This window comes from Corynebacterium kefirresidentii, assembly GCF_016599755.1.
Taxonomy (GTDB): Bacteria; Actinomycetota; Actinomycetes; order Mycobacteriales; family Mycobacteriaceae; genus Corynebacterium; species Corynebacterium kefirresidentii.
In genome coordinates, this window is sequence record NZ_CP067012.1 from 1193931 (window position 1) to 1217881 (window position 23951).

The 23951-nt window shown below is 55.7% G+C and carries 18 protein-coding genes; 12 read left to right on the top strand and 6 right to left on the bottom strand.

What is annotated here, in order from left to right; all coding sequences use genetic code 11:
• Positions 1–87 precede the first annotated feature (87 nt).
• The 7 genes from I6I12_RS05790 (at position 88) to I6I12_RS05820 (ending at position 8113) form a co-directional block, all read left to right on the top strand.
• A complete protein-coding gene (locus tag I6I12_RS05790) occupies positions 88–372 on the top strand; it encodes a DUF3039 domain-containing protein (protein ID WP_049361236.1) in 285 nt (94 codons plus the stop codon).
• Positions 369–2135: a DEAD/DEAH box helicase gene (locus I6I12_RS05795; RefSeq protein WP_200288974.1), complete on the top strand. Its 1767-nt coding sequence runs from the start codon at positions 369–371 to the stop codon at positions 2133–2135. Before I6I12_RS05790 ends, I6I12_RS05795 begins: the two co-directional genes overlap by 4 nt.
• Before the next feature lie 266 nt (positions 2136–2401).
• Positions 2402–2980: a hypothetical protein gene (locus I6I12_RS05800; RefSeq protein WP_200288975.1), complete on the top strand. Its 579-nt coding sequence runs from the start codon at positions 2402–2404 to the stop codon at positions 2978–2980.
• A 124-nt stretch (positions 2981–3104) separates the two neighbouring features.
• Positions 3105–3695: a hypothetical protein gene (locus I6I12_RS05805; protein ID WP_200288976.1), complete on the top strand. Its 591-nt coding sequence runs from the start codon at positions 3105–3107 to the stop codon at positions 3693–3695.
• Positions 3696–3903: 208 nt separating this feature from the next.
• The gene (locus tag I6I12_RS05810) at positions 3904–4641 is read left to right on the top strand and encodes a 6-carboxyhexanoate--CoA ligase (RefSeq protein ID WP_234288184.1); all 738 of its coding nucleotides are present in this window, start codon (positions 3904–3906) and stop codon (positions 4639–4641) included.
• Positions 4638–5816, top strand: a complete 1179-nt coding sequence (locus I6I12_RS05815) for an aminotransferase class I/II-fold pyridoxal phosphate-dependent enzyme (protein WP_200288977.1) — start codon at positions 4638–4640, stop codon at positions 5814–5816. Before I6I12_RS05810 ends, I6I12_RS05815 begins: the two co-directional genes overlap by 4 nt.
• 551 nt (positions 5817–6367) lie before the next feature.
• Positions 6368–8113, top strand: coding sequence for a DUF262 domain-containing protein (locus I6I12_RS05820; protein WP_200288978.1), 1746 nt, complete (start codon positions 6368–6370; stop codon positions 8111–8113).
• A gap of 281 nt (positions 8114–8394) precedes the next feature.
• Here I6I12_RS05820 and I6I12_RS05825 read toward each other — a convergent pair whose 3' ends face one another.
• The gene (locus I6I12_RS05825) at positions 8395–8634 is read right to left on the bottom strand and encodes a hypothetical protein (RefSeq protein ID WP_200288979.1); all 240 of its coding nucleotides are present in this window, start codon (positions 8632–8634) and stop codon (positions 8395–8397) included.
• Positions 8635–8874: 240 nt separating this feature from the next.
• On the bottom strand, positions 8875–13899 hold the full coding sequence (locus tag I6I12_RS05830) for a DEAD/DEAH box helicase (protein ID WP_200288980.1): 5025 nt from the start codon (positions 13897–13899) through the stop codon (positions 8875–8877).
• Positions 13900–14116: 217 nt separating this feature from the next.
• On the opposite strand from I6I12_RS05830, the gene I6I12_RS05835 reads away from it, so the two are divergent.
• The 5 genes from I6I12_RS05835 to dhaM all read left to right on the top strand — a co-directional run bounded on the left by I6I12_RS05835 (position 14117) and on the right by dhaM (position 20239).
• On the top strand, positions 14117–14452 hold the full coding sequence (locus I6I12_RS05835; RefSeq protein WP_200288981.1) for a hypothetical protein: 336 nt from the start codon (positions 14117–14119) through the stop codon (positions 14450–14452).
• Between the two features lie 116 nt (positions 14453–14568).
• Entirely contained in the window at positions 14569–17001 is a 2433-nt protein-coding gene (locus tag I6I12_RS05840) for an AAA family ATPase (RefSeq protein ID WP_200288982.1), read from the top strand.
• 862 nt (positions 17002–17863) lie between these two features.
• The gene (dhaK, locus tag I6I12_RS05845; RefSeq protein WP_200288983.1) at positions 17864–18889 is read left to right on the top strand and encodes a dihydroxyacetone kinase subunit DhaK; all 1026 of its coding nucleotides are present in this window, start codon (positions 17864–17866) and stop codon (positions 18887–18889) included.
• A gap of 46 nt (positions 18890–18935) precedes the next feature.
• Positions 18936–19577 (top strand): dihydroxyacetone kinase subunit DhaL, encoded by a 642-nt coding sequence (dhaL, locus tag I6I12_RS05850; RefSeq protein ID WP_200289033.1) that lies wholly within the window; start codon positions 18936–18938, stop codon positions 19575–19577.
• Entirely contained in the window at positions 19547–20239 is a 693-nt protein-coding gene (dhaM, locus tag I6I12_RS05855; protein ID WP_200288984.1) for a dihydroxyacetone kinase phosphoryl donor subunit DhaM, read from the top strand. Before dhaL ends, dhaM begins: the two co-directional genes overlap by 31 nt.
• On the opposite strand, the gene I6I12_RS05860 is transcribed toward dhaM, so the two are convergent.
• The 4 genes from I6I12_RS05860 to I6I12_RS05875 all read right to left on the bottom strand — a co-directional run bounded on the left by I6I12_RS05860 (position 20236) and on the right by I6I12_RS05875 (position 23936).
• Positions 20236–20997, bottom strand: a complete 762-nt coding sequence (locus I6I12_RS05860; RefSeq protein ID WP_200288985.1) for an SDR family NAD(P)-dependent oxidoreductase — start codon at positions 20995–20997, stop codon at positions 20236–20238. The genes dhaM and I6I12_RS05860 overlap by 4 nt on opposite strands.
• A gap of 82 nt (positions 20998–21079) precedes the next feature.
• A complete protein-coding gene (locus I6I12_RS05865) occupies positions 21080–22048 on the bottom strand; it encodes a DUF979 domain-containing protein (RefSeq protein WP_200288986.1) in 969 nt (322 codons plus the stop codon).
• A 6-nt stretch (positions 22049–22054) separates the two neighbouring features.
• A complete protein-coding gene (locus I6I12_RS05870; RefSeq protein WP_200288987.1) occupies positions 22055–22771 on the bottom strand; it encodes a DUF969 domain-containing protein in 717 nt (238 codons plus the stop codon).
• A gap of 94 nt (positions 22772–22865) precedes the next feature.
• Positions 22866–23936, bottom strand: a complete 1071-nt coding sequence (locus I6I12_RS05875) for a DUF2891 family protein (RefSeq protein ID WP_200288988.1) — start codon at positions 23934–23936, stop codon at positions 22866–22868.
• Positions 23937–23951: the final 15 nt, after the last annotated feature.

Genomic DNA, 23951 nt, shown 5'->3' on the forward strand with positions numbered 1-23951 from the left:
TCGCGCGCGGTAGTCATCCCTCGATATGGGGAAAGGGGCGCAGTGGCTGGCGTGCATGAGGTGTCCATGTTCTCCAAGGGTAGACGCATGACTCGCAAAGTTCGATGCCGATGCGGCAAAATAGAGGGCGTGACTACGACTACGAAGACAATTGAACGGCCAGATATTCGTGAAGACACTTCGACGACGGATAATGACACGCCGAAGTTCTTCCATTACGTCAAAAAGGATCACATCCTCGATTCCGCGGTCAACGGCAAGTATGTCGTTGCCCTATGCGGCGAGACCTTCCCGGTGACCAAGCAGGCAAAGCCGGGTTCTCCGGTATGCCCCGATTGTGAGCGTGTGTATAAGGGTCTGCGCCGCAAGTGAGGACTTTTAAAAAGACTAACCTTCGCGCTTGGCAGCAATCCGCCCTTGATAAATTCCTCGCCACTAAGCCGCAGGATTTTATGGCGGTGGCGACTCCGGGCGCCGGCAAAACTACCTTCGCGCTGCGCATCGCAACCGAGCTTATGGAAGACCGCACGGTCGAACGCGTTATCGTGGTGGTGCCTACCGAACACCTCAAGACCCAGTGGTCTAGCGCTGCCGCGCGAGTAGGTTTAGCGTTGGATCCTGCGTTTAGCAATTCTTCCGCGGTCAATCCTTCGATGGATGGCATTGTGGTGACCTATGCGCAGGTAGGAATGCACCCCTTTAAGCACCGCGCGGTGGCTTCTGCTCGGCGCACTTTGGTGATCCTGGATGAGATTCACCACGCCGGTGATGCCAAGAGCTGGGGTGATGGTGTCAAGGAAGCATATGACGACGTTAACCATCGCTTGGCGCTGACGGGTACTCCGTTCCGTTCCGATGACTCGCCCATCCCATTTGTTCAGTATGTAGACGATGGGGAGGGGCACAAGGTATCCCGCTCGGACCATACCTATGGCTATGGCGATGCGCTTGCCGACGGCGTCGTGCGCCCCGTTGTCTTCCTCTCTTACTCCGGCGAGGCCCGCTGGCGGGATTCGGCTGGCGAGGAACATGCCGCGCGCTTGGGTGACATTATGAATGCGGAGCAAACCGCCCGTGCGTGGCGCACCGCGTTGGACCCCAAGGGCGAATGGATCCCTGCAGTTCTGCAGGCAGCGCATACCCGGCTCATGCAAATGCGGCGCAATATGCCGGATGCCGGTGGCCTCGTGTTGGCATCGGATACGACGACCGCACGCGCGTACGCCAAGATCCTCAAACAGCTGTCCAATACTCCGGTGTCGGTGATTTTGTCTGATGATCCCGGCTCCTCGGACCGCATTCAGGAATTTTCTGAGTCCACCGATGAGTGGATGGTGGCGGTGCGCATGGTGTCTGAGGGAGTGGACGTCCCGCGCCTAGCAGTGGGCGTGTATGCGACGTCCGCATCGACCCCACTATTTTTCGCCCAAGCCATTGGCCGTTTTGTGCGCTCGCGCATGCCGGGGGAGACGGCGTCCGTTTTCCTTCCCTCGGTGCCTGTCTTGCTGGGCTTGGCCGAAAATATGGAAAAGTCCCGCGATCACGTTTTGGGTGAGGAAAAGCCGGACAAGGAGGGCTGGGACGATGAGCTGCTAGAGCAAGCGAATCAGAAGAAGACCGAACCGGACATGCTGGAGAAGTCTTATGAGTCGCTTGGTGCCGAGGCAGAGTTCTCGGGCCTGCTTTATAACGGTTCTCAGTTCAACACTGGGGACATGACCACGGATGAAGAAGCCGATTTCCTTGGTATTCCCGGATTGCTCGATGCGGAACAAGTCAAGGACCTGCTGCGCAAGAAGCAATCTGAGGAAATGGACCGCCGCGAGGCGGAGGAAAAGGCGCGGCGCGCGGCTGAGGCCGAGGAGGCTCACCGTCGCAAGCTCTATGGCATGGACTATGCCCCGGCCTCGCGGAAAAAGGCTGTGGAAGCTGAGTCAAGCGATACCGGAGTCGTCGATGAGCTAGGCCAGCTGCGCAAGGAGCTCAACACGGTGGTTTCCATTGCCGCGCAGCGCTCAGGGCGCCCGCACGGTGCGATTCACACCGAGGTCCGTAAGGCCTGCGGTGGACCGCCCACCGCGCTGTGCAACGCCGACCAGCTACGCGAGCGCATAGAATACCTGCGCAAGTGGTAGGTGTCGCGACGTGGTAGACGGTCATGGTCAAAGTCAAGGTCAAGCAAGGCCGGATTGGGACAGTACTCCAGTACCTTTCGTGCGGTGCATTCCTAGCCCGGTGCGCTCCTAGCGCGGAGTGCACCCAGCCCGGCCTTTTCTGCGCTCTACCAGAAAGCGATCGCCGTACAATGCGCAGCCAGCGTGGGTAACGTAGTTAAAAGCAATAGAACGATTAGCAATAACACGATTAAGGCTTTTGGGCTGCACTCAAGGAGGCCAATCGTATGACCACCCCGAACGATCCTCACACCCCGAGCAACGGAAGGAATCCCGACAGTACCGAAGGCGCGGTATACCCGGCCTTTGCCGGTGGCGGTGACGGATACGGCTATTCCCCGGCCGAAAAGAAAAGCGTGATTGCGGTGTGGGCTCTCGTTATCGGCATCATTGCGCTGGTGTCTTTGCTCCTAGTTGTTCCACCGCTGCTGCTGGGGCCGATTGGCATCATCGTCTCCATCATCGCATTGCTAAAAGGCAAGAAGCGACCAAAAGAGCTGCGCCGCGCCTGGATGTCCATCGCCGGCTTGATTACCTCAATTATCGCTTTAATCTTGTCCGTTGCTTTCTTAATTTACTTGTATACGCACATTGGTTGGACGATGACGCCTGACCCTGAAATGTGCGCGACCATCGAGGACCCAGCGCAAAAGCAAGCCTGCATGGAAGATTCCTTGAACGGTTCTACTCAAACTAGGCGTTTCCCAAACGCCGAATATCGCATCTGTCCACCCATGGCACCATCCATGTGGAGGTGCGCAAGACTTGCCGCGGCCCGACCGCCCACAAACTCGGCCACTCGGTAGTTGCCAGTGATTTCACAGGTTCCGTAAGTAACCTGGCCGAAAGCGATTACAAACGCATAAGTTATTAGACGCACATATTCGATAAAGAGCACGCAATTTGGGCTGCCTCAAGGAGGCCAACCACATGACCACCCCGAACAACCCAGAGAACCCGGACAACGCGAATAACCCATTTAGCAGCGACAGCACCGGCAAGCTGCCCTTCTACGGTGAGGCAACCTCCAAGGCCAACGAGGAGCACACCCACGACGCAAACAACTACGGCGTAGACAACACCGCTCACGACCACGCCTCCTACGATGCTTACGGCACGAACGCAACCGCCGCTGGCGCCGACTACCCGGCCTACGCTGGTGTCGACAGCCAGCCGGCAAAGAAGAACGCAGTTGCTATCTGGGCGATGGTCATCGGCATCATCGCGCTGCTGTCCCTGCTGCTGATTGTTCCGCCGCTGCTGCTTGGCCCAATCGGCATCATCGTCTCCATCATCGCGCTGGTTGTCGGCCGCAAGCGCCCGAAGGAGCTGCGCCGCACCTGGATGTCCGTCGTCGGCCTGGTTACCTCTATCTTCGCCTTGGCCGGCACCATCGCCATCATGGCCTTCGGCGTGAAGATCCTCGGTGACACTGGCGCCGACAAGTGCCTGAACATGCAGGACCCTGCCCAGCAGCAGGCCTGCATGGAGGACACCCTGGGCACCGCACCACAGCAGTAGGGGAAATCCCAACACACTGCACTAAGCAACCCCCACGAGCCCCGACCACATATGTGGTTGGAAGGTACGTGGGGTTCTTAGTGTCACGTGGAAGTCGCACTGTCACTTGGAATCGGTAATGGCGTTTCCAAGCGGAACTAGGAGAGGGGATTAACCCTGTTTTGATAATTATTGAACGGTGTTCAAGATGCTGGGCTACGATACCTGTATGGCAGAAACCTTGACTGTGCTGATGAGCATTAAGATGCGTGCAAGCCTTGAGGGCAGGCATATCTCGGGTGCTGAACGCATCGTGGAACCACACCTTGTTCCTCGCGTGAGCTCAGAGCTTGCCACTCGTGCGTTGCGGCACGAGAAGGGCGTGCCGGATTCCATCAACATTGCTACGAGGGTGGTTGCAGTAAGTGACATTGCTCATGTAAGTGCCTTGAAGGTTAGTACACGGGACTGTGAGAACCCGGAGTCTGCACAAACGGTGATGATGGACGTGCTCGCTAAGGACAACCGAGTTTCCGAGAGCGCAGCCCGCCGAGGTATCGAGCTTCTGTACCGCACCCGCGATATGCGCGGTGCGAGCATCGTCTGCGCTGAAACCGGTGAGCGTCTAGACACTCATGGGCAACGTGGTGTTCGGGTGGGAACATTTGATTGGGCTGATTCCCCTCATGCAGAGTCGAAGAACCATCGGGCTGATGCCGTTGCTTTAGCATCCAAGGCTCTTGCTGCGCCGGGCATTGTCGCGGAAGTCTGTATTTCCGATGACCCGAGCTACACCACCGGTTATGTCGCGGTCGAAGGTTCCTATACGGCTTTGCGCAACGTCAAGGCTGAAGGCGGGAAACAAGGTGGACGTGTCTTGTTCTATTCAGGCGCACTTAGTGCACTTCCGGAGACAGAGCAGTGGCTGCGTGAAAAGCCTGTCCTTGTGGAAGGTTCTTGGCAATGAGCCTGGAAGACTGGGCATTCAGTTCCAATGCTTCGTGGTGTGAGCGTAGTCTGGAAAGAACCGAAAGGGTCATTAGCGGTAGTCAAAGTCCGCGCACCGTGGTCGATGGACGTGAAACGCTGCTTGCGGGATCGTCTGATTACCTGGGGCTCGGGACGAATCGCGCGCTTGCCGACGCGGCCCACGAAGCAACGCTGCGTGCCGGGGTGGGGTCAGGAGGATCGCGTCTTACTACGGGTACGAGTGACTATCACGTCGCGCTCGAGCGTGATCTGGCTGGGTTTGTCGGTGCGCCAGCAGCGCTCGTGTTCGGTTCGGGTTACCACGCCAACATGGGAGTAATCCCTGCGCTTGCTGCAGCTGCGCGAGATTGTGGCGAGAGACTTTCTATTTTCTCTGACGCTGATAATCATGCGAGCATCATCGACGGCATCCGGCTGGCCAAGTCGAGCTACCAAAGGGTCCGGTCATCTGTTTATCCGCACCTCGACGTGAAAACCTTAGAAGAGCAGCTTGCTGCCGATGCATCGGAGCGCCGATTGATTGTGAGTGACGGCGTATTTTCCATGTCCGGCGAGCTTGCGAATCTCCATGCGCTTCAGGAACTTGCTCAGGATTACAACGCCTGGTTGATGATCGATGATGCGCACGGGATCGGCACACTTGGCAGAAATGGACGCGGCGTTTGTGAGCATTTCGATTTGCCCTTGCCGGATATCTATATCGGTACCGCGAGCAAAGCCTTAGGGGTGGCGGGCGCTTTCGTCGCGGGCAGTGAGCCACTTATCGAGCTATGCCGCCAACGCTGCCGTAGCTATATCTTCTCAACGTCCATGCCGCCATCGCAAGCGGCTGCTATTAGCGCGGCGTTAGCTCTCGTTCCTTCGCGAGTGCAACGGCTTGCCCGCGTCGTACACAACCTTCGGCAGCGTCTGCGGGCGAACGGATGGAAAGTGGTGGACTCACCCGCGCCTATTATCGTCTTGCCGGTAGGCGCTGAGAACGCAGCTATGGAACGTGCGGCACAGGCGGCTGAAAGGGGAGTAATTGTTTCTCCGATCCGCTATCCGTCGGTACCGCTCGGACAGGCTTTGCTAAGACTTACAGCTCATGCCGACTACTCCGAGGGTGATATTGCGCTCATTGTCGATGCCGTAGGCCCCGCGCCTCAATAGTGTGACCGCGGCGCTCACCACAAAGTAACCATGACGATGAGAGTTAGTTCCATCAGTGCTGCCTGCCAGATGATGTGATGGCCGGAGGCACTAAACCCTGGGGCGGTAAAGATGTTGAGAAACTCTTTGGTTAGCAGCGCTACGACTATTACGGCAAAGCGATGGCGCAGACGGCGTGGAAGAGGATGGAAAACTGCGTGAAGCCTGGCGTCTTGCGCTCACGCACCATGGATTTCACGAGAGGGACGGTGCCCGAAAAGCACGACGCAAAGTCTTCTCCTATCCGCTGCAATGCCGGCAGGAGGTATTTCGGTGGTGCATCAGATACAACACACAGCTCCGGCACTCATGGTGCGGACAGATATCGCCCGATGTCTTTGAAGCCCAATCTATTACACTGACCAAGGCGGCATAACTGCCCTCACCTTGTCTACTTTGCAGGGGTCACGCCCTGGCGTAGCCGTGACAAGTTATATTTAGTCCAGTACAGGCGACCACTTTCTCTGCCCTGTAAGTTCCCTTTTCGCTATCTAATTCACAGAGGAACCTAGATGTCTAAACTCAGCGTCGATCAGAAGTCCGTTTCGGCACTTATTAATCAAACCACTACGACGAGCTTTCTCATTCCGGATTACCAACGCCCGTATGCATGGACTGAAGACGAATGCGCAACGTTGTGGGACGACATTGAAGCGTTTTGCATTCCGGAGGGTAACGCAGACGCGTTTGACCCCAGCGATGAATATTTTCTGGGGCCGATTGTTACTTTCCGCAATGATGCAGGGCAATTGGAAGTCATTGATGGTCAGCAGCGTCTAACGACGCTTATGCTTTTGCTGCGTGCGTTCTACGAGAAGTTCCAGTACATGCAAGATCCGAACTCGAAAACCACCTTCCGCGAGATTGCTCAATGCATTTGGCGTACTACTGAGTTTGGTGATCGCATTCCTGATCAGCTGCGCATTGATTCAGAAGTAGCTTCTGATGACGATAAGGATGAATTCCGTTTTATCCTCAACGAGGGGAAAATTCCCGACGGTGCGCACAGCGCGTATGCGAAAAACTACTCCTATTTCGAGTGGCGTGTTGATCGGTTCATCAACGAATATCCGTCATACACAGCGCGGTTGGCTAACCGAATTCTCAAGAAAGTTATTCTTCTGCCCATCGAGGCCGAGTCACAAGACACGGCTCTTCGGATTTTCTCGACACTGAATGATCGCGGCCTGCCACTGGCAGACGCTGATATTTTTAAGTCGCAATTCTATAAGTACTTCACCGCAAAGAACGAGAAAGAGGGATTTATCGAGCGGTGGAAAGCGCTTGAAGAGACCGCTACACGTGTGTTCTCGCATACCCGTGGAAATAACAATCCCATGGATGAGCTTTTTACGCGGTACATGTATTACCAGCGAGCATTGAAGGGAATCAGGACAACTACAACGGAAGGCCTGCGTGACTTCTATGAACGTGATTCCTATGCGTTGTTGAAGAAAGAAGAATCGCTTGAAGACCTTGAATCCCTCGTTGCCTTCTGGGACAGAGTCGACCAGCAAGAAGAGTTTTCGGAACGCGTCAATAAACGCCTGTATGTCTTGAGCTACGCCCCGAACAGCATGTGGACCTATATCGTCTCCGTGTACTTCCTCAAGAACCGTGACGAGAATGGGAATCTCGAAGAAGAAAAATTCTTCGACTTCCTTGCTCTTATAACTGGCTTCATATTTGCTTATGCCGTTCACCGCCCCGGTGTCAACGCACTTCGAACGCCTCTGTTCCCCGCGATGATTTCAATCGTTAACGACGAAAAGGTAACTTTCGAAAATTATCGCTTTGATCGCCAGCAGTTGATTGAGCAGTTGAATTCCTTCACGTTCAGCAACAATCGCCCGATCACTAAGTCCATGGTCCTGTGGTGGGCGTTTGAACAGCCCAGTCAGACCGTGCTGGACAATGATACGAAGCTCGAGATTGAACACATCTACTCTCGGGCCCGAGCAAATAAGGAGAATTCCCTTTCGTCGAAGGGATTGCTTGAGTCGCTGGGCAATAAAGCCTTCCTCGAAAAGAATATCAATATTCGGGCTTCTGACTACCGTTTTGAGGACAAGACTCGCTACTACACCGGCTACACCACAGCGAATGGCGTCGAGAAGGCCGGAACGAAGAATCAGGAGCTTCAATCGATCGCAAGCCAGCAGGAAGATTTCACCGAGGAAAACATCGTCGAGCGAAAGAGCGCCATTATAAATGGGCTCATCGATTACCTCGACCAGTGGAATTTGATCGAGAACTAGGACAATCGCGCTCGACGACCTCGTCAAGGTCATCCGTGAAGAACCCCATTGGGTATCCTTAATTCAAAGGTTCCGCCCCGCCAGTAAGAGCCCTCGGTCTTTACCACCGATGTGGTCAGGCGGGGTGGTCGTTGTTTAGGGGCTCTTCCGGAGGAGTCACAAAAGTGACGAAAGGTGTGCGCGCTCGGAGCCGCGAGGTGACAGCAAAGACGATATGAAGAGGTTAGTATCAACAACCAGATGCAGCTTTCTGTGTGCTGCTATCTGCTGAAGCTCTTCGGTCACTTACCTGCTCCCAAGGCGGTACGGATCCTCTTTTCCATTCGCATAGTGGCGAATTCTTCATGAGCAAACGCTTCCGCAGCATCGGGATCAAGGGGCTCAGATTGAGCATCGATTGTGCGGAGAAGCCGACGGTAGGCTGCTGTAGCAAGTTCGTTGTCGCTAAGTCCTTCGACAGAGGCGGCAGACTTTTGAGCGTTTTCAAGAAGACGCTTACGTGCTGCATCTTTACGATTCATGGCTCTGTCCACCTTTCCTAATCGGCGAAGGTCTGAGTCAAAAGTTAGAACTTATTTTATCTGGCATTACGACATACAGCTAGCCTCGGCCAGCCACCTGCGTGTGCGAGACATACGCTGTCTCGCCGAGCAGATTTGGTGGCCTTGAAATGATTCTTTCAGAGACTAAAAGAGGAAGCGCCCGCGCTGTACTGAGGCGCAGGCTCAACCCCGGTTAAATCGATGGCACGTCCCCCAGGGCTACTTATCTTCGCCAACCTCCCTGATTCCTTGCACGATTCGTACAGTCTCCACCGCCACACGCGTGACCTTCGCAATGAGGTCCACGATGTACCGCGGATTTCCCACCTCGTCAGCCCAGTCGTTGGGGTCGTTGATGATTCCCGATGCCTTGTCCTTCTTTACCTTGTACCGGTCGATAATCCACGCCAGCGCGGACCGCGAGCCGAGCATGTACTCGTCCGTCTCCGCCGGGATATCGCGTACGGTCACGGACTTGTTGTAGACGAGAGTCGTAACGTCGTTGACGTTTTTACCCGTCTCTGGGGCTTTCTTCTTCGCCCACTTCATCTTCTGCACGCGCCAGGTCTCGCGGTCGTTCTCGTCCGCCGATGCCTTCACCTCCACCGTGACCGGCCACGGCTCCACGTCCTCGTAGTTCACGTGCAGATCCATGAGCTCCCGGCCGGCGGCAGCCAGCTGGTCGAACCGCGCCCGCGACGTCGGCGTTTCGATATGCGGCAGCATCTTCTTCAGGTCCGCGGCGTACTTCTCTCGGTACCCGGGGTCGTGCAGCTGTCCGTAGACGAAGTAGAAGATGTCGTCTTTCGTCACCTCCGAGCCCAGCGCCTCGCGGTAAATCCCAAGAATCTCGTCCGTGATGTTGTCCACGCGTCGGTATCCATCGAGGACTTCTCCTTCCGTACCGGGCTCCGAGCCTTCCGATGCCGCCATCCCAAAGTCCAGCTCATCCTCCGGCGCCTCGATGGGTTCCCAGGTCCAGCGAGGGAAGAATTGGCCTGCATTGGAGCCCCACATGGATAGGTCGAAGAGTTTATCGGTTGCGAGTACCGAAAAAGGTTTTGCGCTGCCGGGATTAACAATGTAGAAGCCAAAATTGCTATTTGTAGGAGTCGGAAACAGATGCGGCAGTTGATAGACCATGTCATTTACGGGTTGGTGGAAATAGGCGAATTGAACATGGAAAGGTCGATACAGCGATTTCATGATGCGGCTCGCATCAAAGCTGATGATCTTATTGCCCGCCAGCTGTTGTTTAAGACTGCGATTCCAGGAGATCTTGGATAGGTCAGCATATTCTGGACGTTTGGCAAGGAATGCATTGACGTCAGTCTCGCGGGGTTTGGTAATTCTTGCGCTTTGAATCCAGTCCCTAAACTCGCCGCGCGCAGCATCGTAGGTCGTTATTAAAGTCTGCATTTGGCTGGTGACAGCTGAAGGCGTTGACCCATAGCACCACGAATCACGGGCAGTCTTTAAACCTGCAGAGAAATTTTTGAAGATTGCTGGAATGTCATCTGAGTTCTTGTCGCCTAGGACAGGCCACGTCTCGAAGTCTTCATCGCGCTGATTGAGCCAGTCTCCGTAAATATTGGGGTCAATAATTTGCCAATCGATGTTGTCGAATGTGGAGCGATCAACAATCGCAAGTTTTTCGTCTGCACTGAGGTAGTCGCCAATATCGCGGTAGTGGATACAGACATCGTCGGGGATTTCCCGCTTGACTGCAATGATGATCGCGATAGTTGTGCGTCCGCCGTCACGGAAGACGTTGCCTGCTTCTTGTCGGCGAACGTCGCCTACAGTACGAGCATTACCGCGAAGGTTGTACACGTAAATGTCGCTGAGTTCGTCGTCTAGCGAAAGACGCACGCCGTCGGCGGTGTTGCCATCGATCCATCCGCCGTTGGACACGAATGCCATGACGCCGTGTGTACCGATTCGGTCGATGGACCAGCGGAATGCACGAAGATAGGAGTCGTAGAGAGAGTTCTTGTTCGTGGCTGAGGAGTTCCGGGCAAATGTTTCCTCGATGCGCTTGTCGAGCGTCGGGTACTTCAGGTTCGCGTTGTTATCGTTCGCGCTCGTCTGGCCTACGGAGTAGGGCGGGTTGCCGATGATGATGTTAATTGGCGCATCAATCTGCCGCTGGATGGCTGCGTTATTTTCCTTGAAGACCTTGAGGTCGAGAATGTCGCCTTCTTCGTGGATCTGGAAAGTGTCCGCGAGTGCGATGCCGTCGAACGGGATGTAGTCGGGATCTCGTTCTTCGTTGCGCTGGGCACGCTCTGCTTGGAGTGCGTTATACGTCGTTTCGATGTTGACTGCGGCGACGTAGTAGGCGAGTAGCATGATCTCAGTGGCGTGGAGCTCGGTCGCGTACTTGCGGGCGAGGTCGTCGGGTTCGATGAGACCCGACTGGAGGAGACGGACCATGAACGTGCCGGTGCCGGTGAAGGGGTCGAGGATGTGGACGCCTTTGTCGGTAAGGCCCTTGCCGAAGTGCCAGCGGGAGATTTGATCGGCGGAGCGGAGGATGAAGTCGACGATTTCGACTGGAGTGTAAACGATGCCGAGGGCCTCGGACTGTTTCTTGAAGGCTTTGCGGAAGAATCGTTCGTAGAGGTCCTTGATGACTTGTTGCTTGCCGGATGCGGAGGATACCTCGGAGGCGCGCACGCGCACGGACTCGTAGAACTTGGTGAGGGATTCGGTCTCGGATTCGAGCTTGGCGTCCGAGAGTGCGTCGACCATGCGCTGCATGACGCGGGCGACCGGGTTGTGCGCGGCGAAGTCGTGCTCGGTGAAGAGAGCGTTGAAGACCGGGGCGGTGATGAGGTGCTGTGAGAGCATGCTGATGGCTTCGTCCTCGGTGATGGAGTCGTTGAGGTTACCGCGTAGTCCCTCGATGAAGACCTCGAATTCCTTGCGGATGGTGTCGTCCGCAGCATTGATGAGTGCCTTGATGCGAGCGATTTGTGCTTCGGCGATAGTGGCGACATCGTCAGCCCAGTCTTCCCAGTAGGTACGCGTGCCGACCTTGTCGACCAGCTTGACGTACATGGCCTCTTGCCAGGCCTCGAGGGAGAACAGCGTCATTTGCTCCGCGGTGAGTTCCTGCTCGCTGGAATTTTCGGACTGGCCGGTTGGGGAGTCATCGGAAGCATTGAGCTTCTTCTTGGTTGTGGCCGGATCGTCGTCGGCAGGCTTGTCATCTGGCTTCGGGTTCGGCACGGGCTGAACATCGATGGGAAGCTCGACCTTCTCGTTGAGCGCAATCGAGTTGACCTTCGCATTGAAGCGGTCATCGTGGGCGCGCAAGGCGTTGAGGATCTGCCAGACCACGCGGAAGCGCGTGTTGTCGTTGAGGGCCTGGGACGGGGAGACTCCCGGCGGAATGGCGACGGGCAGGATGATGTAGCCGTAGTCCTTGCTTTCGGCTTTGCGCATGACGCGGCCGACGGACTGGACGACGTCGACCATGGAATTGCGCGCGTGGAAGAAGATGACGCTATCGAGGGCGGGGACGTCCACGCCCTCGGACAGGCAGCGTGCGTTTGTGAGGATGCGGGTCTCGTCCTCGGGGATGGAGGACTCAAGCCACGAGATCTTGTTGCCGCGCTCGAGGGCGTTCATAGTGCCATCGACGTGCTCAACGGCGACCTGAAGATCGATGTTAAGCATGCTTACGTCATTGCTCGCCGCGTGGTCCTTGAGCTGCTCTTGGTACTGGCGGATGAGCGTGGGGAAGGTCTCCTGGATGGTCTTCGAAGCCTTGATGTCCTTGGCGAAGGCGACGGTACGGCGCATGGGTTGGGCGTTCGCTTCAAAGCCGGACTTGGTGTCTTGCTCGGCGCCGGAGCGCTTGGCCAAGCCGTTCCAGGCGCCAATCATGGCGGAGGCGGTGGTGAGGTTGATTTCGTTGGTGGGGTTGGCGGCTAGGACGTCGGCGGCGATGTCTTCCTCGACCGTCATGACGAGGACCTTGTAGTCGGTGAGTAGACCCTTGTCCACGGCTTCGCCGAAACCGAGACGGTAGAACTCTGGACCGTAGACTGCCTCGTCATCCATGGAGGCGAGCTCGGCGGAGTGCTCTTCGGCTTTGCCCTTTACGGTGTCGTCAAAGAGTCGGGGAGTGGCCGTCATGTAAAGGCGCTTGTTTGCCTTTATGTAGTCTGCGTCGTGAATTCTCACGAAGTTTGAGGCGTCTTCGCCTGCGAGGGTGACGCCGGTGGTGCGGTGAGCTTCATCGCAGATGACGAGATCGAAGTCGTCCATGCCGAGCGTTTGAGCCTCGTGGATGGCTTTAATGGACTGGTACGTGGAGAAGACGACATTGAGGCCTTTTCGGCGCTTGCCCTGCGCGGTGCGCTCGGCAATGTCCTTGCCGTTGGTAGAGACCGGAACCTCCAAGTCATAGGAGGCAATGTCTTCAGCCTTCTTGGAGACCTTCGTATCCGAACAGACTGCGTAGGACTTCAGAGGCAGGTGCTCCTGGTTCTGTGCGGTCCATTCTTTTAACGTCTGCGAGAGCAAGGAGATGGAGGGAACGAGGAAGAGGACTCGGGCACGCCCGCCGTTGTTTTCTGCATACTGCTCCGCCAGACGCAGGGCGGTAAACGTCTTTCCCGTACCGCACGCCATGATGAGCTTTCCACGATCGTGTGTTTCAAAGCCTGCGATAGCCTTCGAGATCGCTTCTTGCTGGTGCGGACGCGGGGAGAAAACCTCGCGACGGGTGAGGTTAATTTCGATCTCAGAACCCGGGAAGGTCACATCCCAGTTGATAGGGGATTCTGCAATCGCTGCCGTGCCGATACGGTTGGTCGGGATGAGCTGGTGCTCCAGCATCGCTTCAGCATTCTTTGACCATCGCTCCGACGTGGAGATGATGATCCGCTGTGCGAAGGATTCTGTGCCCTTGTCTGTAGTAAACGAGTGTCCGGATGCCTCAAAGAAGGAATCGAGGTGACGCTTCTGAATATAGGTATCCGGCTTGTAGAACTTGCACTGGATGGCAACCCACGCGTCGTCATCGGCGCGCCGGGCAACGAGGTCGATGCCGGTGTCTTGCATACCGCCGTTGAACTCCCAATCGCTCCAACGGCTGACTTCCGAGAACTGCTCCTGGAGGACGGGATCGGTTCGGAAGTAGTTGACCATTAATTTCTCGAACTTAATGCCGTACGAGCCTTGAGGCTGATTTTCACGGAGCTGGGTTAGGACTTCACCAAAAGCAGGCATGGTGTCCATTATGGACTACACATGAGTTCTCCACTTCCAAATGGTGGCGATGTTGTACAGCCGGGGTGGATGACTTGAGTCATTAGTAGAGCCCTGCATTCCTCATCATGCTCTGCCGTGTTTGAGAGATGAGGTAGGTGCTCAAAGGGCGGCCGGAGAGGATGGCGGCATCGTAAAGATAGTTGTGGAGGGTATCGGTACGCGAGAGCGGGGGCTGGTGCGTAAATCGAAGTCACGTTGGATCTGGGCGATTACGAATGGCACGGCGATGATCTCGGAGACCGCGATTAGAAGTGCGGCGACGCCGCGCTCCGCTGTGGCGTTGGTCGAGCTAAATTGCTTTGGCTTGGCGTGGGCTAGGGCGCTGAGTTTGGTGTCCTCAGTGGGGAGAAGGGAATCCGTTAAGCTGCCTTCGGATGTGGGCGGGGCGTCCTGCGACTTCGTCAGTCCAGGTGACGAACCTGGTGAGGACGCGTGGGAAGCACCGGAGGAAGGAGCCACTGGCCATGACTTTGCGGGCTACGAGGAGCAGAGCCATTTCCACACGCAGTAGGGACCAGTGGTAGAGGTCGGCCATGGTGTAATTGGCTGTGATGTTGAGTGAGACATCGACTCGTCAATTAACTATATTCAATGAGAAGTGTTTGTAGCGTAGGACGGAGTACTGCCGTGGCCGAGGTAAACCAAACAGTAGTCGACTGTACAAAATTGTCGTCTTTGACGTTGTCGTTTGATTATGCTCCAGAAAAACGAGTCCTTCTTCCACTATTCACACGAGAAGATAAGAACAAGAAGAAAACAACCTTCAAATCTGGGGCTGCGATTGTTTATGCAGAAAACGGGAGCGGAAAGTCAACAATCGCTAGAAAATTAACAACCCCAGGAGCAGACGTTACGTTTTGCGATCAAAGCGGAAGTCGATTGGACGTTGAATCACCAGAGAACGTTTACGTATTCGATGACGCTTTCATTCAGAGAAATTTCCGGTTTAGAGACACTGAACAGCTTGAGCCGATCATCCTCCTAGGTCCGCAGGCAAACCTGCAAGATGAAATCGATGAAACGGAAGCAGCTTTGGCTCGTGCGCGGCAAGCGGAAGTGATTGCCGAAGAGAGCTGGAATTCGAAGGAAAAGGAAGGCGATGCGGCGTATAAAGCACTGAAGAAAGTACTTCAAGCAAGCAAAGGCGAGGAACCAAAGAAGTCCTGGCAAGGGCGAACATCACTAATCGCACTGGACAATAAATCGACGCAGCTGCGTTCAAAAGTTATTAAAAAGATAATTGGGAAAGATAAAGCTGAAGGTAAGACTCAAGGGGAGTTGGAGGTTGAATTTTCCGACCTCGTAGAGCAGCTAAACAAACTGTATTCCTCTGACCGAATTTCATGGGTAGTACCTCAGGCACCTCCGCAGATCAACATAAAACAGATCGAAAATGTAGCATCAGAAATCTCGGCTCCTGAGCTTGATTGCGATGCAAGAGCACTTGACGCCAAGGTTTTTGAAGCAAGTTTGGGAAAGCAAACCCTAATTGCGCGCTTTGAAGAATTGGTTGAGGCTAGTGCAGAACATTGCCCACACTGCTTCCAAGATATTTCCTCCGACTTTCGCCAACAATTAGCGACCTCATTGATGGCCCAAGTTGAGCGAATCGATCAACAAAAGTCGATTGAGAAGCTGAAGAGTCTCAAAGTTGAGGAACAGCTTGAAAGTCTAGTGCTTCCCGAAATCGCCTCTGCGGGTGACGAACAACTGGAGTCCGCGGCTGCTGCTCACGAACAGTATCAGGACCAGTTACGGCTCATAAATGAAGCGATTGATGCGAAAATCGACAACCCTGCCTCCGTGTTTTCAATCAGTGAGTTGGAATACACCGATGCATGGAAAAAGAGAAATGAAGCTCTGGAAACTGTAGGGCTGCTTGTGGAACGACATAATAAGCAGTTCAACAACATTGCTAAGCTTCAAGCAGAAGCGGCCGAGCTTAATATGCAGATTGCGCGAGCTGAGGCTGCTGCTGAAATTATTGCCTATGAGAAAGCCGATGAAGACCGAGAAGCTGCATCTAAGACTTACACCTCGGCAAAATGTAAGACGAGAGAGCTGGCTGAAAGTCTAGGTGCGCTTCGTCATAAGCTGAGCAATACGGAAGACGCAGCAACAGAGATCAATGCGCTTCTGCAGCTGGCTTTTGGAAAGGACACCATTAAACTGGAGTCTGTTATTGGTGGAGGGTATGTAGTGTCAAATCGCTCACGAGAACTCCAACCCGGAAATCTCTCTACTGGTGAGCAAAATCTGCTCGCGTTATGTTACTTCTTTGTCAGCACTGCTCGACATAACCGATTTGGCGATAATCTGAAACAAAACTCCTTATATGTGCTCGATGATCCTATTTCGAGCTTCGATTCCAAGAACAAGTATGGCGCGTTGTCATTGATTCGTCAGATTGGTTCTAAGATGTTCGAGAAGATGAGTGAAGCCAAACTATTGGTTCTTACGCATGACATCGCGGTTGCTAATGATCTGTCACAATGCTTCAAAGATATTGTGGACGATCGAGTATTGAGCTGGACTCTAGAAGAAGGAACATTAAAAAGCGTTCATTTTGACAGAATCGATCAGTATAAGAAGTCGTTGCGAGGAATGTTTGATGCAACAATCGGTGGCGAAAACTCCATTGTGCTGCCCACTTCCAACGAAGTCCGCCGAGTCTGGGAAGCTTTTACTACTTTTCATTTGGGCGAGCGGTTGACCACGGCGGCAGCATCACCGGCAGTGCGTAGTTATTTCGCTTCACGTGGCGAACAATATGTTCAGTTCTTAGATCATTATGCTGGAAGAAATTTTCTAAACCCGGATTCTCATTCGGAATTTCAGCTTCGCAACTTTGATTTTATGCTGCTTCCGACTCTTTCAGAGCCAGATTTTCGACGATATGTAAGGGAAATGCTGTGTCTGATTCATATCATTTCTCCTGCGCATATTCCTGGGCGTCTGAGCAACGGCGAAGCCGGTTTTGTCAAGATTAAGAAGTTGCTTGATGACGAGGTCATCGCAGAAATTGGAGCGCCCTTAACATCAGCTCCGGGCGAATGTTGAATAATGCGGCTGTGATGACGTCGAGCAACTATCGGGGACCGTCGTGATCCACTAATGAGACATAGAACTCCAGCTGGGTGGCGATTGGTCTTATTTGTGCGAGTGTTTAGCTAAAATGTATGCATGTTGCGGCGAGGTTTTCGTGGTGGAGGGCGAGGCGAAGGTTGCGCGCGAGCTTGCCGAAAAACAGGGACCTAACTCGTACACCACGCTAACGGACGCAACCATTCTGAACAGTTCGAAATATCTATTTGGGCTAGTCATTGAACAGAATTTCCATGCTCGAAATTAGGCGTTTCTAGGGCTTCTCTAGAGGAATGAGTACTGGTTTCGCATTCGAGAAGTAGGGGGTGGTGAATCCGTGGATCGGTGAAGTTTAGTTGGGTCCTTTGTCTGGGGCTGGGGAGGTTGGTGATGTCGGCTGATCCCTCGCTATCAAAGTCCCAGTGGCAAACTCGCACATAGTCTTTTTGAATGATTGCTCAGATTCTTAACGCTGGCTTTGTCTCCGGTGTGGAATCTGGGCGTGATCGCCGCTTTAATTTCGGGGGCATTTTATAGTCAACGTCATAGAATGGTCTGGCGTGATGGCTGGCTTCCTGATCGTGCTACTGTGAACTTCGTCAAAATCCCGCTTGGGTACTGGGAATCAAATAACTTTGCCGCGTGTCGAAAATCGAAGGAATGACCTTCAAGGGAATCTGCAGCGTGTCCATTTTCGCGCGGGCGTCCACGATGGGTGACTTAGATTGCTTTACTTGCTGTGGTGTGATGTAGATGGCATTTCGCGTACGTGGTGTGTGTAGGCTTGGGTTTGTTATGGCCAGTGTGGTTTGGGCTTAATGGGTCGCTGCACTGGGGTTTGGAAAACTCCAAGGAGAGACGTGATGAAAAGCTCATCAACTCACCGGAAAACGTAGTGGCGGAGTCTGTGGAGGGCTTCGCGCTGGCACACGGCGACATCGTCAAGCGCTTTACTGAGCCGCTGTTTGTGGCGCGTGCGCAGAAGAAGGAACAGGGCAAGGTTGCGATTGTCTCTGGTGGTGGCTCAGGCCATGAGCCGCTCCACGCCGGCTTCGTGGGCCATGGCATGTTGGATGCGGCGGTGCCAGGCGCGATGTTTACGTCGCCGACGTCGGATGCGATCCAGGCGGGGACCGACGAGGTCCATGCGGGTGCGGGTGTGCTCTACATCGTGAAGAACTACACCGGCGATGTCCTCAATTTCGATACCGCGGCTGAGTTGGCGGAGTTCGATGACATTGAGGTTGGTCAGGTCATCGTAGATGATGACGTCGCGGTGGAGGATTCCAACTACACCGCAGGCCGTCGTGGCGTAGCAGGCACGTTACTCGTGGAGAAGCTGGCAGGTGCAGCCGCTGAGCGCGGCGATGATCTAGCTGCTGTCACGGCAGTGGCGAAGAAGGTCGTGGAGAACACCGCGACCATGGGCGCAGCACTGAATGCTTGCACCGTGCCGCACGTGGGCAAGCCTTCCTTCGACCTGGCAGACGATGAAGTCGAGCTCGGCGTGGGCATCCACGGTGAGCCGGGCCGTAAGGAGATCCCGTTGGTCTCCGCGGACGACGTAACTGACCACCTCATGGAGCCGATTCTTGCCGACCTGAAGTTGGCAGAAGGCGAGCGAACCATCGTCGTCGTCAATGGCATGGGTGCCACCCCGGCATCGGAGCTCTACGTGGTCTACCGCCGAGTAGCTCAGCGCCTAGAAGAAGCGGGCGTGACTATTGAACGCTCCCTCGTAGGTAACTTCGTAACGAGCCTCGACATGGCGGGCTGCTCTGTCACGGTCATGCGCGCCGACGATAAAGACATCGAGTTGTTCGATGCACCATGCCATACCGCCGCACTACGCCAAGGAGAATAACGTGACTTCTGTTGAAACTTTGAACACCGAATGGGCCCTGGCATGGATGAAGGGCTGCACCGAGCAGGCCCACGAGCACCGCGAGGAGCTTATTGAGCTTGACCGCGTCATCGGCGATAACGACCATGGCGAAAACGTGGACCGTGGTTTCCGTGCTGTCGTTGAGAAGCTTGAAACAGATGCTCCCGCAAGCATCGTGGATGTGCTGAAGCTGACGGCCAAGACCCTGATGTCCACCGTCGGCGGTGCATCTGGTCCGCTTTTGGGAACTGCATTCCTGCGCGCTGTTAAGTCAGTCGGCGGTGAAGCGCTTGATGGCGCTGGCGCGGCCGCACTCATTGAGGCGGCACTCGAGGGCATCACCACCCGCGGCAAGGCTCAAGAAGGGGAGAAGACCATGGTTGATGCGTGGGCGCCGGCGGCGCGTGCTGCCCGCGAACAGGCTGATGCCGGGGCGGGAGTTGCCGACGTTCTGCACGCGGCAGCCGAAGCCGCAGCCGAAGGCGCCGAAGCAACCATCCCACTCGTTGCAACCAAGGGCCGTGCTTCCTACTTGGGTGAGCGCTCTGCTGGCCATAAGGATCCGGGTGCTGCTTCGACCGCGCTGTTTATCGCTGCAGCTGCTGACGCTGCTTCTGCTAAAAGGAGGGCTAGGGCATGGCAGAACCGAAAGTGGTCCTGGTCCTAGTTTCGCATTCCGCAAAGCTGGCCGAAGGCCTTGCTGAGCTGGCTGGGCAGATGGCCACTGACGTGCGTATTGCAGCCGCGGGTGGTCTGGAGTCCGGTGAAATCGGAACCTCGTATGACCTCATCGAGACGGCTATTAATGACCTGCTCGGTGAAGGCCTCGCAGTTGTTGTTCTCACCGACTTAGGTTCGGCAACGATGACCGTTGAGTCGGTGCTGGAGTTCCTTGACGATGAGCCGGTGAAGTTCGTGGACGCGCCGCTCGTGGAGGCTGCTATTGCTGCGGCTACTGCGGCACAGCAAGGTGACGACCTTGACGCAGTTGCCGTTGCTGCCGAGCGCGCCATCGAGGTGTTCGTGCAAAAGCAAGCGAAAGAAAACTCTGGTGACGCTGCAGCCGATTCTTATGAGCGCAGTGTGACAGTAGCAGATGCTTCTGGTTTGCACGCGCGACCGGCTGCCAAGATTGCTGAGATGGCTGCCGAAGCAGAAGAAGACCTTTTCATCGCTTTTGACGGTGAGAAGGCCGATGCAGATTCCGCCATGATGCTGATGTCCTTGGGCGCTGCCCAAGGCGACACTGTGACGATCATTGGCAATTCAGTGGATAAGCCGATTGTCGACAAAATCGCTGATGCCATTGCGGATGGTCTTGACAACTAGGCCGACAGCACCTGGTAGATGAGCTTGGCCTCGCGGTCGGGCACCATGTTGCGGGCTACGCGGGCTGCCTTGTCTTGGGCGCCGACGCCCCAGTGGAGGCGGCCTTTGTCCCAGCAGTTCTTGGCGTTGGCGGCGCGCCAGATGGCTTGCGCGACGTCGTCTGGCGTGAGGTTTACGCCGAGGCGTGTGACGGTTTTGGACTTGACGTCGGAGATGGGTGTCTTTGCCCATAGGGGGTTGATGTCGAGCACGCGGATCTTGTCGCGGCGCCACTCGAGGTCGAGGGTTTCGGTCATGGACTGGACGTAGGCCTTGGTGGCAGCGTAGACGCCGACGTCGGGGATGCCGTAGCAGCCGGCGATGGAGGCGATGTTGATCAGCTGCGAGCCGGGAGTCTTCTTCAGATAGGGGTAAGCAGCGCGTGCGCCGAGGGTAACGCCTAATGCGTTGACGTCGATGACGGCGCGGATGCGCGCGGGTTCGCTTTCCGCGATGGTGGCGGAGTCGATGATGCCGGCGTTGTTGTCGAGGATGTCGAGCCTGCCGCCGGTGAGTTTGGTGAACTCGGATAGGGCAGCGTCCCAGGACTCTGGTTTGGTTACGTCAAGCCCGTAGAAGGTGATGCCGTCACCGAGGATCGAATCGTCGGCTGGTGGGCGGAGATCGCCCAGTCCGACGATGTAGCCTTCATTGCGGAATACGCGGGCTACGGCGAGACCGAAGCCGCCGCAGCCGCCGGAGATAAAAATCGACTTCATTCCGCAATGCTAACTGTTTCCTAAGTCATAGGAAAGAGTTTTGTAGGCCGATGTCTGTGTTCTCTTTTGTGGCTTTGGCTGGCTAGAAGGCGAATACTCGCATCATGATTGTGATGACCACCAGCATGATGATTGCGGTGGGGATCTGCGCGATGATCGGGCCGTACTTGTTCTTCATCTGCAGGAGTGCAGCCGGGACGATGTTGAAGTTCGCCGCCATTGGGGTACACAGCGTGCCGCAGAAACCAGCCAACATGCCCATTGCGAAGATCGCCGCAGGGTTGCCATCGAAGTTCTCAACGAGGACTGGCCAGCCGATGGCAGCCGTCATGATGGGGAACGCGGCGAAGGCGTTGCCCATGACCACGGTGAACAGTGCGTTGCCCAAGCAGTACGCGATGACGCTCCAGAGCAGGGCGTCCTGCGGAATGACGGCGCCGATGACGTCAGCGACTGCAGTGCCGACACCGGCCTTGGTAAACAGCGTGCCGAGAGTGGAGAGCATCTGAGGCAGGAGTGCTGCCCAGCCGATGGCCTCAAGCAGGCGGGTGCCCTCCGAGAGAGGAACCGACGGCGACTTCGGGCGCAGAACAATGAAGACGACGATGAGACCGACGATGGCGCCGATGCCCAAGCCCGTCAAAGTCGCGGAACCTTCCGCGAGGAGCGGCTCGCCGCCTACCTTCAGCTTTGGTCCGAGCACTGCCACGATGACTGTGACCAGTGGAACGGTCAGAGCCGGGATGAAGAGCTTGTTGCCAAAGCGCTGTGCCAGCGCCGCGCGTTCTTTCCCAGAGGTGGTCTTTTCTTCACCCATTCCGAGTCCGTTGAAGCCGGCAATCAATGCCATGACAAGAACCGCGAGGCCGAGAATCCACGCTGGGGCGGTCTTGGCCTGGACGAAAGTGCCGTACATAAACGAGACACCAAGCAGACCCCAGAAGATGCTGCTGAGTGCTTTCTTGTCGTGCTTGGGGTTGGTGGCAATCAGAATGGAAACCGCAATGAAAAAGGCGCCAATGAGCCAGTACAGCCATTCATTAGTAATCATCTTGAGTTAAGCCTCTTTCGGGGTAGCGGATTCGTTTGGAATCGAAGGTGCCGATTTTTCCATCGCTTTCAGCTTGGAATCGATGCGCAACAGGCGGGTGCCGTGAACAAGGAATGCAACAACGGCAACAGGCAGAGCCCACAGAGCGAGTTCGATTGGCTCCAGCGCAACGTTGTAGTTGGTATCCACGAAGGAGGTGATCAACAGAATCGAACCGACGGCGACGAATGCGTCCTCGCCGAAGAACAAGCCCACCGTGTCAGCAGAGGACGAATAAGCCTTGAGCTTCTCCTTTGCTTTCTCGGACAGAGGATTGCCGACGCGCTGTTCCTCCGCGCCCTGTGCCATTGGGTAGATGAGTGGACGAACGGTCTGTGCTGGTCCGGCGATGGACTGGATGCCGAGAGCGGCGGTGATCTGGCGAATGAGCATGTAGAGCGCCAAAATGCGTCCTGCGGTGAGCTTCTTGAGCTTGGCAATAAGCGTCTTTGCTTGCTCCTGCAGGCCGAAGCGTTCGATTGTGCCGATGATAGGCAGCACGAGCGCGAAGGTAGTCACGGAGCGCGAGCCGGCAAAGCCTTCGCCGAAGATATTCAGAATATCCATCGGGCTAATGCCGCCGATGACTGCGGTTACGATGCCGGAAACGGTGACCACAAGCAGTGGGTTGATGCGCAACGCGAAGCCGATAACGACCAGCGCTACGCCGATGAGTACGTACATGGGTTTCCTCTATTGATTTCTGAGGGGAGAAAAGTAAACAAGAACCTCGATGGTGAGGTAGCCGTTGGTATGGAAGGCAGATGGTGGCTGCAGGCTACTGGCGTGCCCACGGGTGAGCGACGTTCAGGCGCTCGGCTTCCAGGTGTGCTTCCCAAGCGAAGGTGGCAAGCCAGTGCGAAGACATGTAGTCACCGGTGATTGCGGCTTCGAGGCCTGGCGCGAGAAGCTCGGCGCTGCGCTCGCGGATGGTGTGCGCGAGTTCTGGGTGCGTATCCTTCGTAGCTTCGAAAATGCGCAGCGCGCTAGCCAGGACAGTCATGCCAAGGCCGTAGAGGTGGACCTGGTATCCGTCGGTTGGATCAAAAACCCGTGCAGGCTTCAGGATGCACGAATCGGCATCCAAGCGTGCCAGGAAGCCCTCTGCCCAGATCGCGAACTCGGCGTCGTCAAGCACGTCGAGCATCAGGTCTGCCTCGCACAGGCCAGGGGAGAGGAAGTCCTGTCCGCTGCGCTCCTGCTCGAACTCCCAGGCCTTGTCTTCGGCGAAGAATTTCTTTGCAGTCGCAAGGATTTCCTCCACAACATCCTCGCGGCCCAGCTCCTTCGCCGCCTTCATGATCCGCTTCAGGCCGAACGCGGTGTTGGTGTGCAGGCCGTGGCGGACTGGCTCGGAGGCTTTGCCCAGCCAAGACAAGGTGTTGTCGAATACGGCATCGGCCAGTGGGGCTACGCCCTCGGCCAGGGCCTGGAGCTCGACTACTGGGGAGAACTTAAGCTCGGATGCCAGCTGTACTGCCCATGCCCAGCCGTATGGGCGCTCCCAAGTCGGGTTAGCGGGCAGGTAGTCAGCCTCGGTCTTGATGTTCTCCGCGCTCAGGTGGTCCTCGAGGATGCGCAATGCCTCAGCGCGCCAAGCGCCGGAAGCATCCTCGTCGGAGGAAAGGAGGCTGGAAAGCAGCCAGTGCATGTGGACGCTCGAGTGCCAGTCGAAGGAGTTACCGAAGCTCGGGTGGAGCTCATTCGGAGCCTTATTATCGCTGCTCGAGGTCTGCACATGATGGGAAGCGTATGGGTAGATACGCGTGACGTTATCGATGGCAACTTGGGCAAGCTGCGCTACCGGAGAATCAGAGTGGTGCTCAGCGTCATGAGTAACTGCGTTCACGAGCGTTCCTTTCAG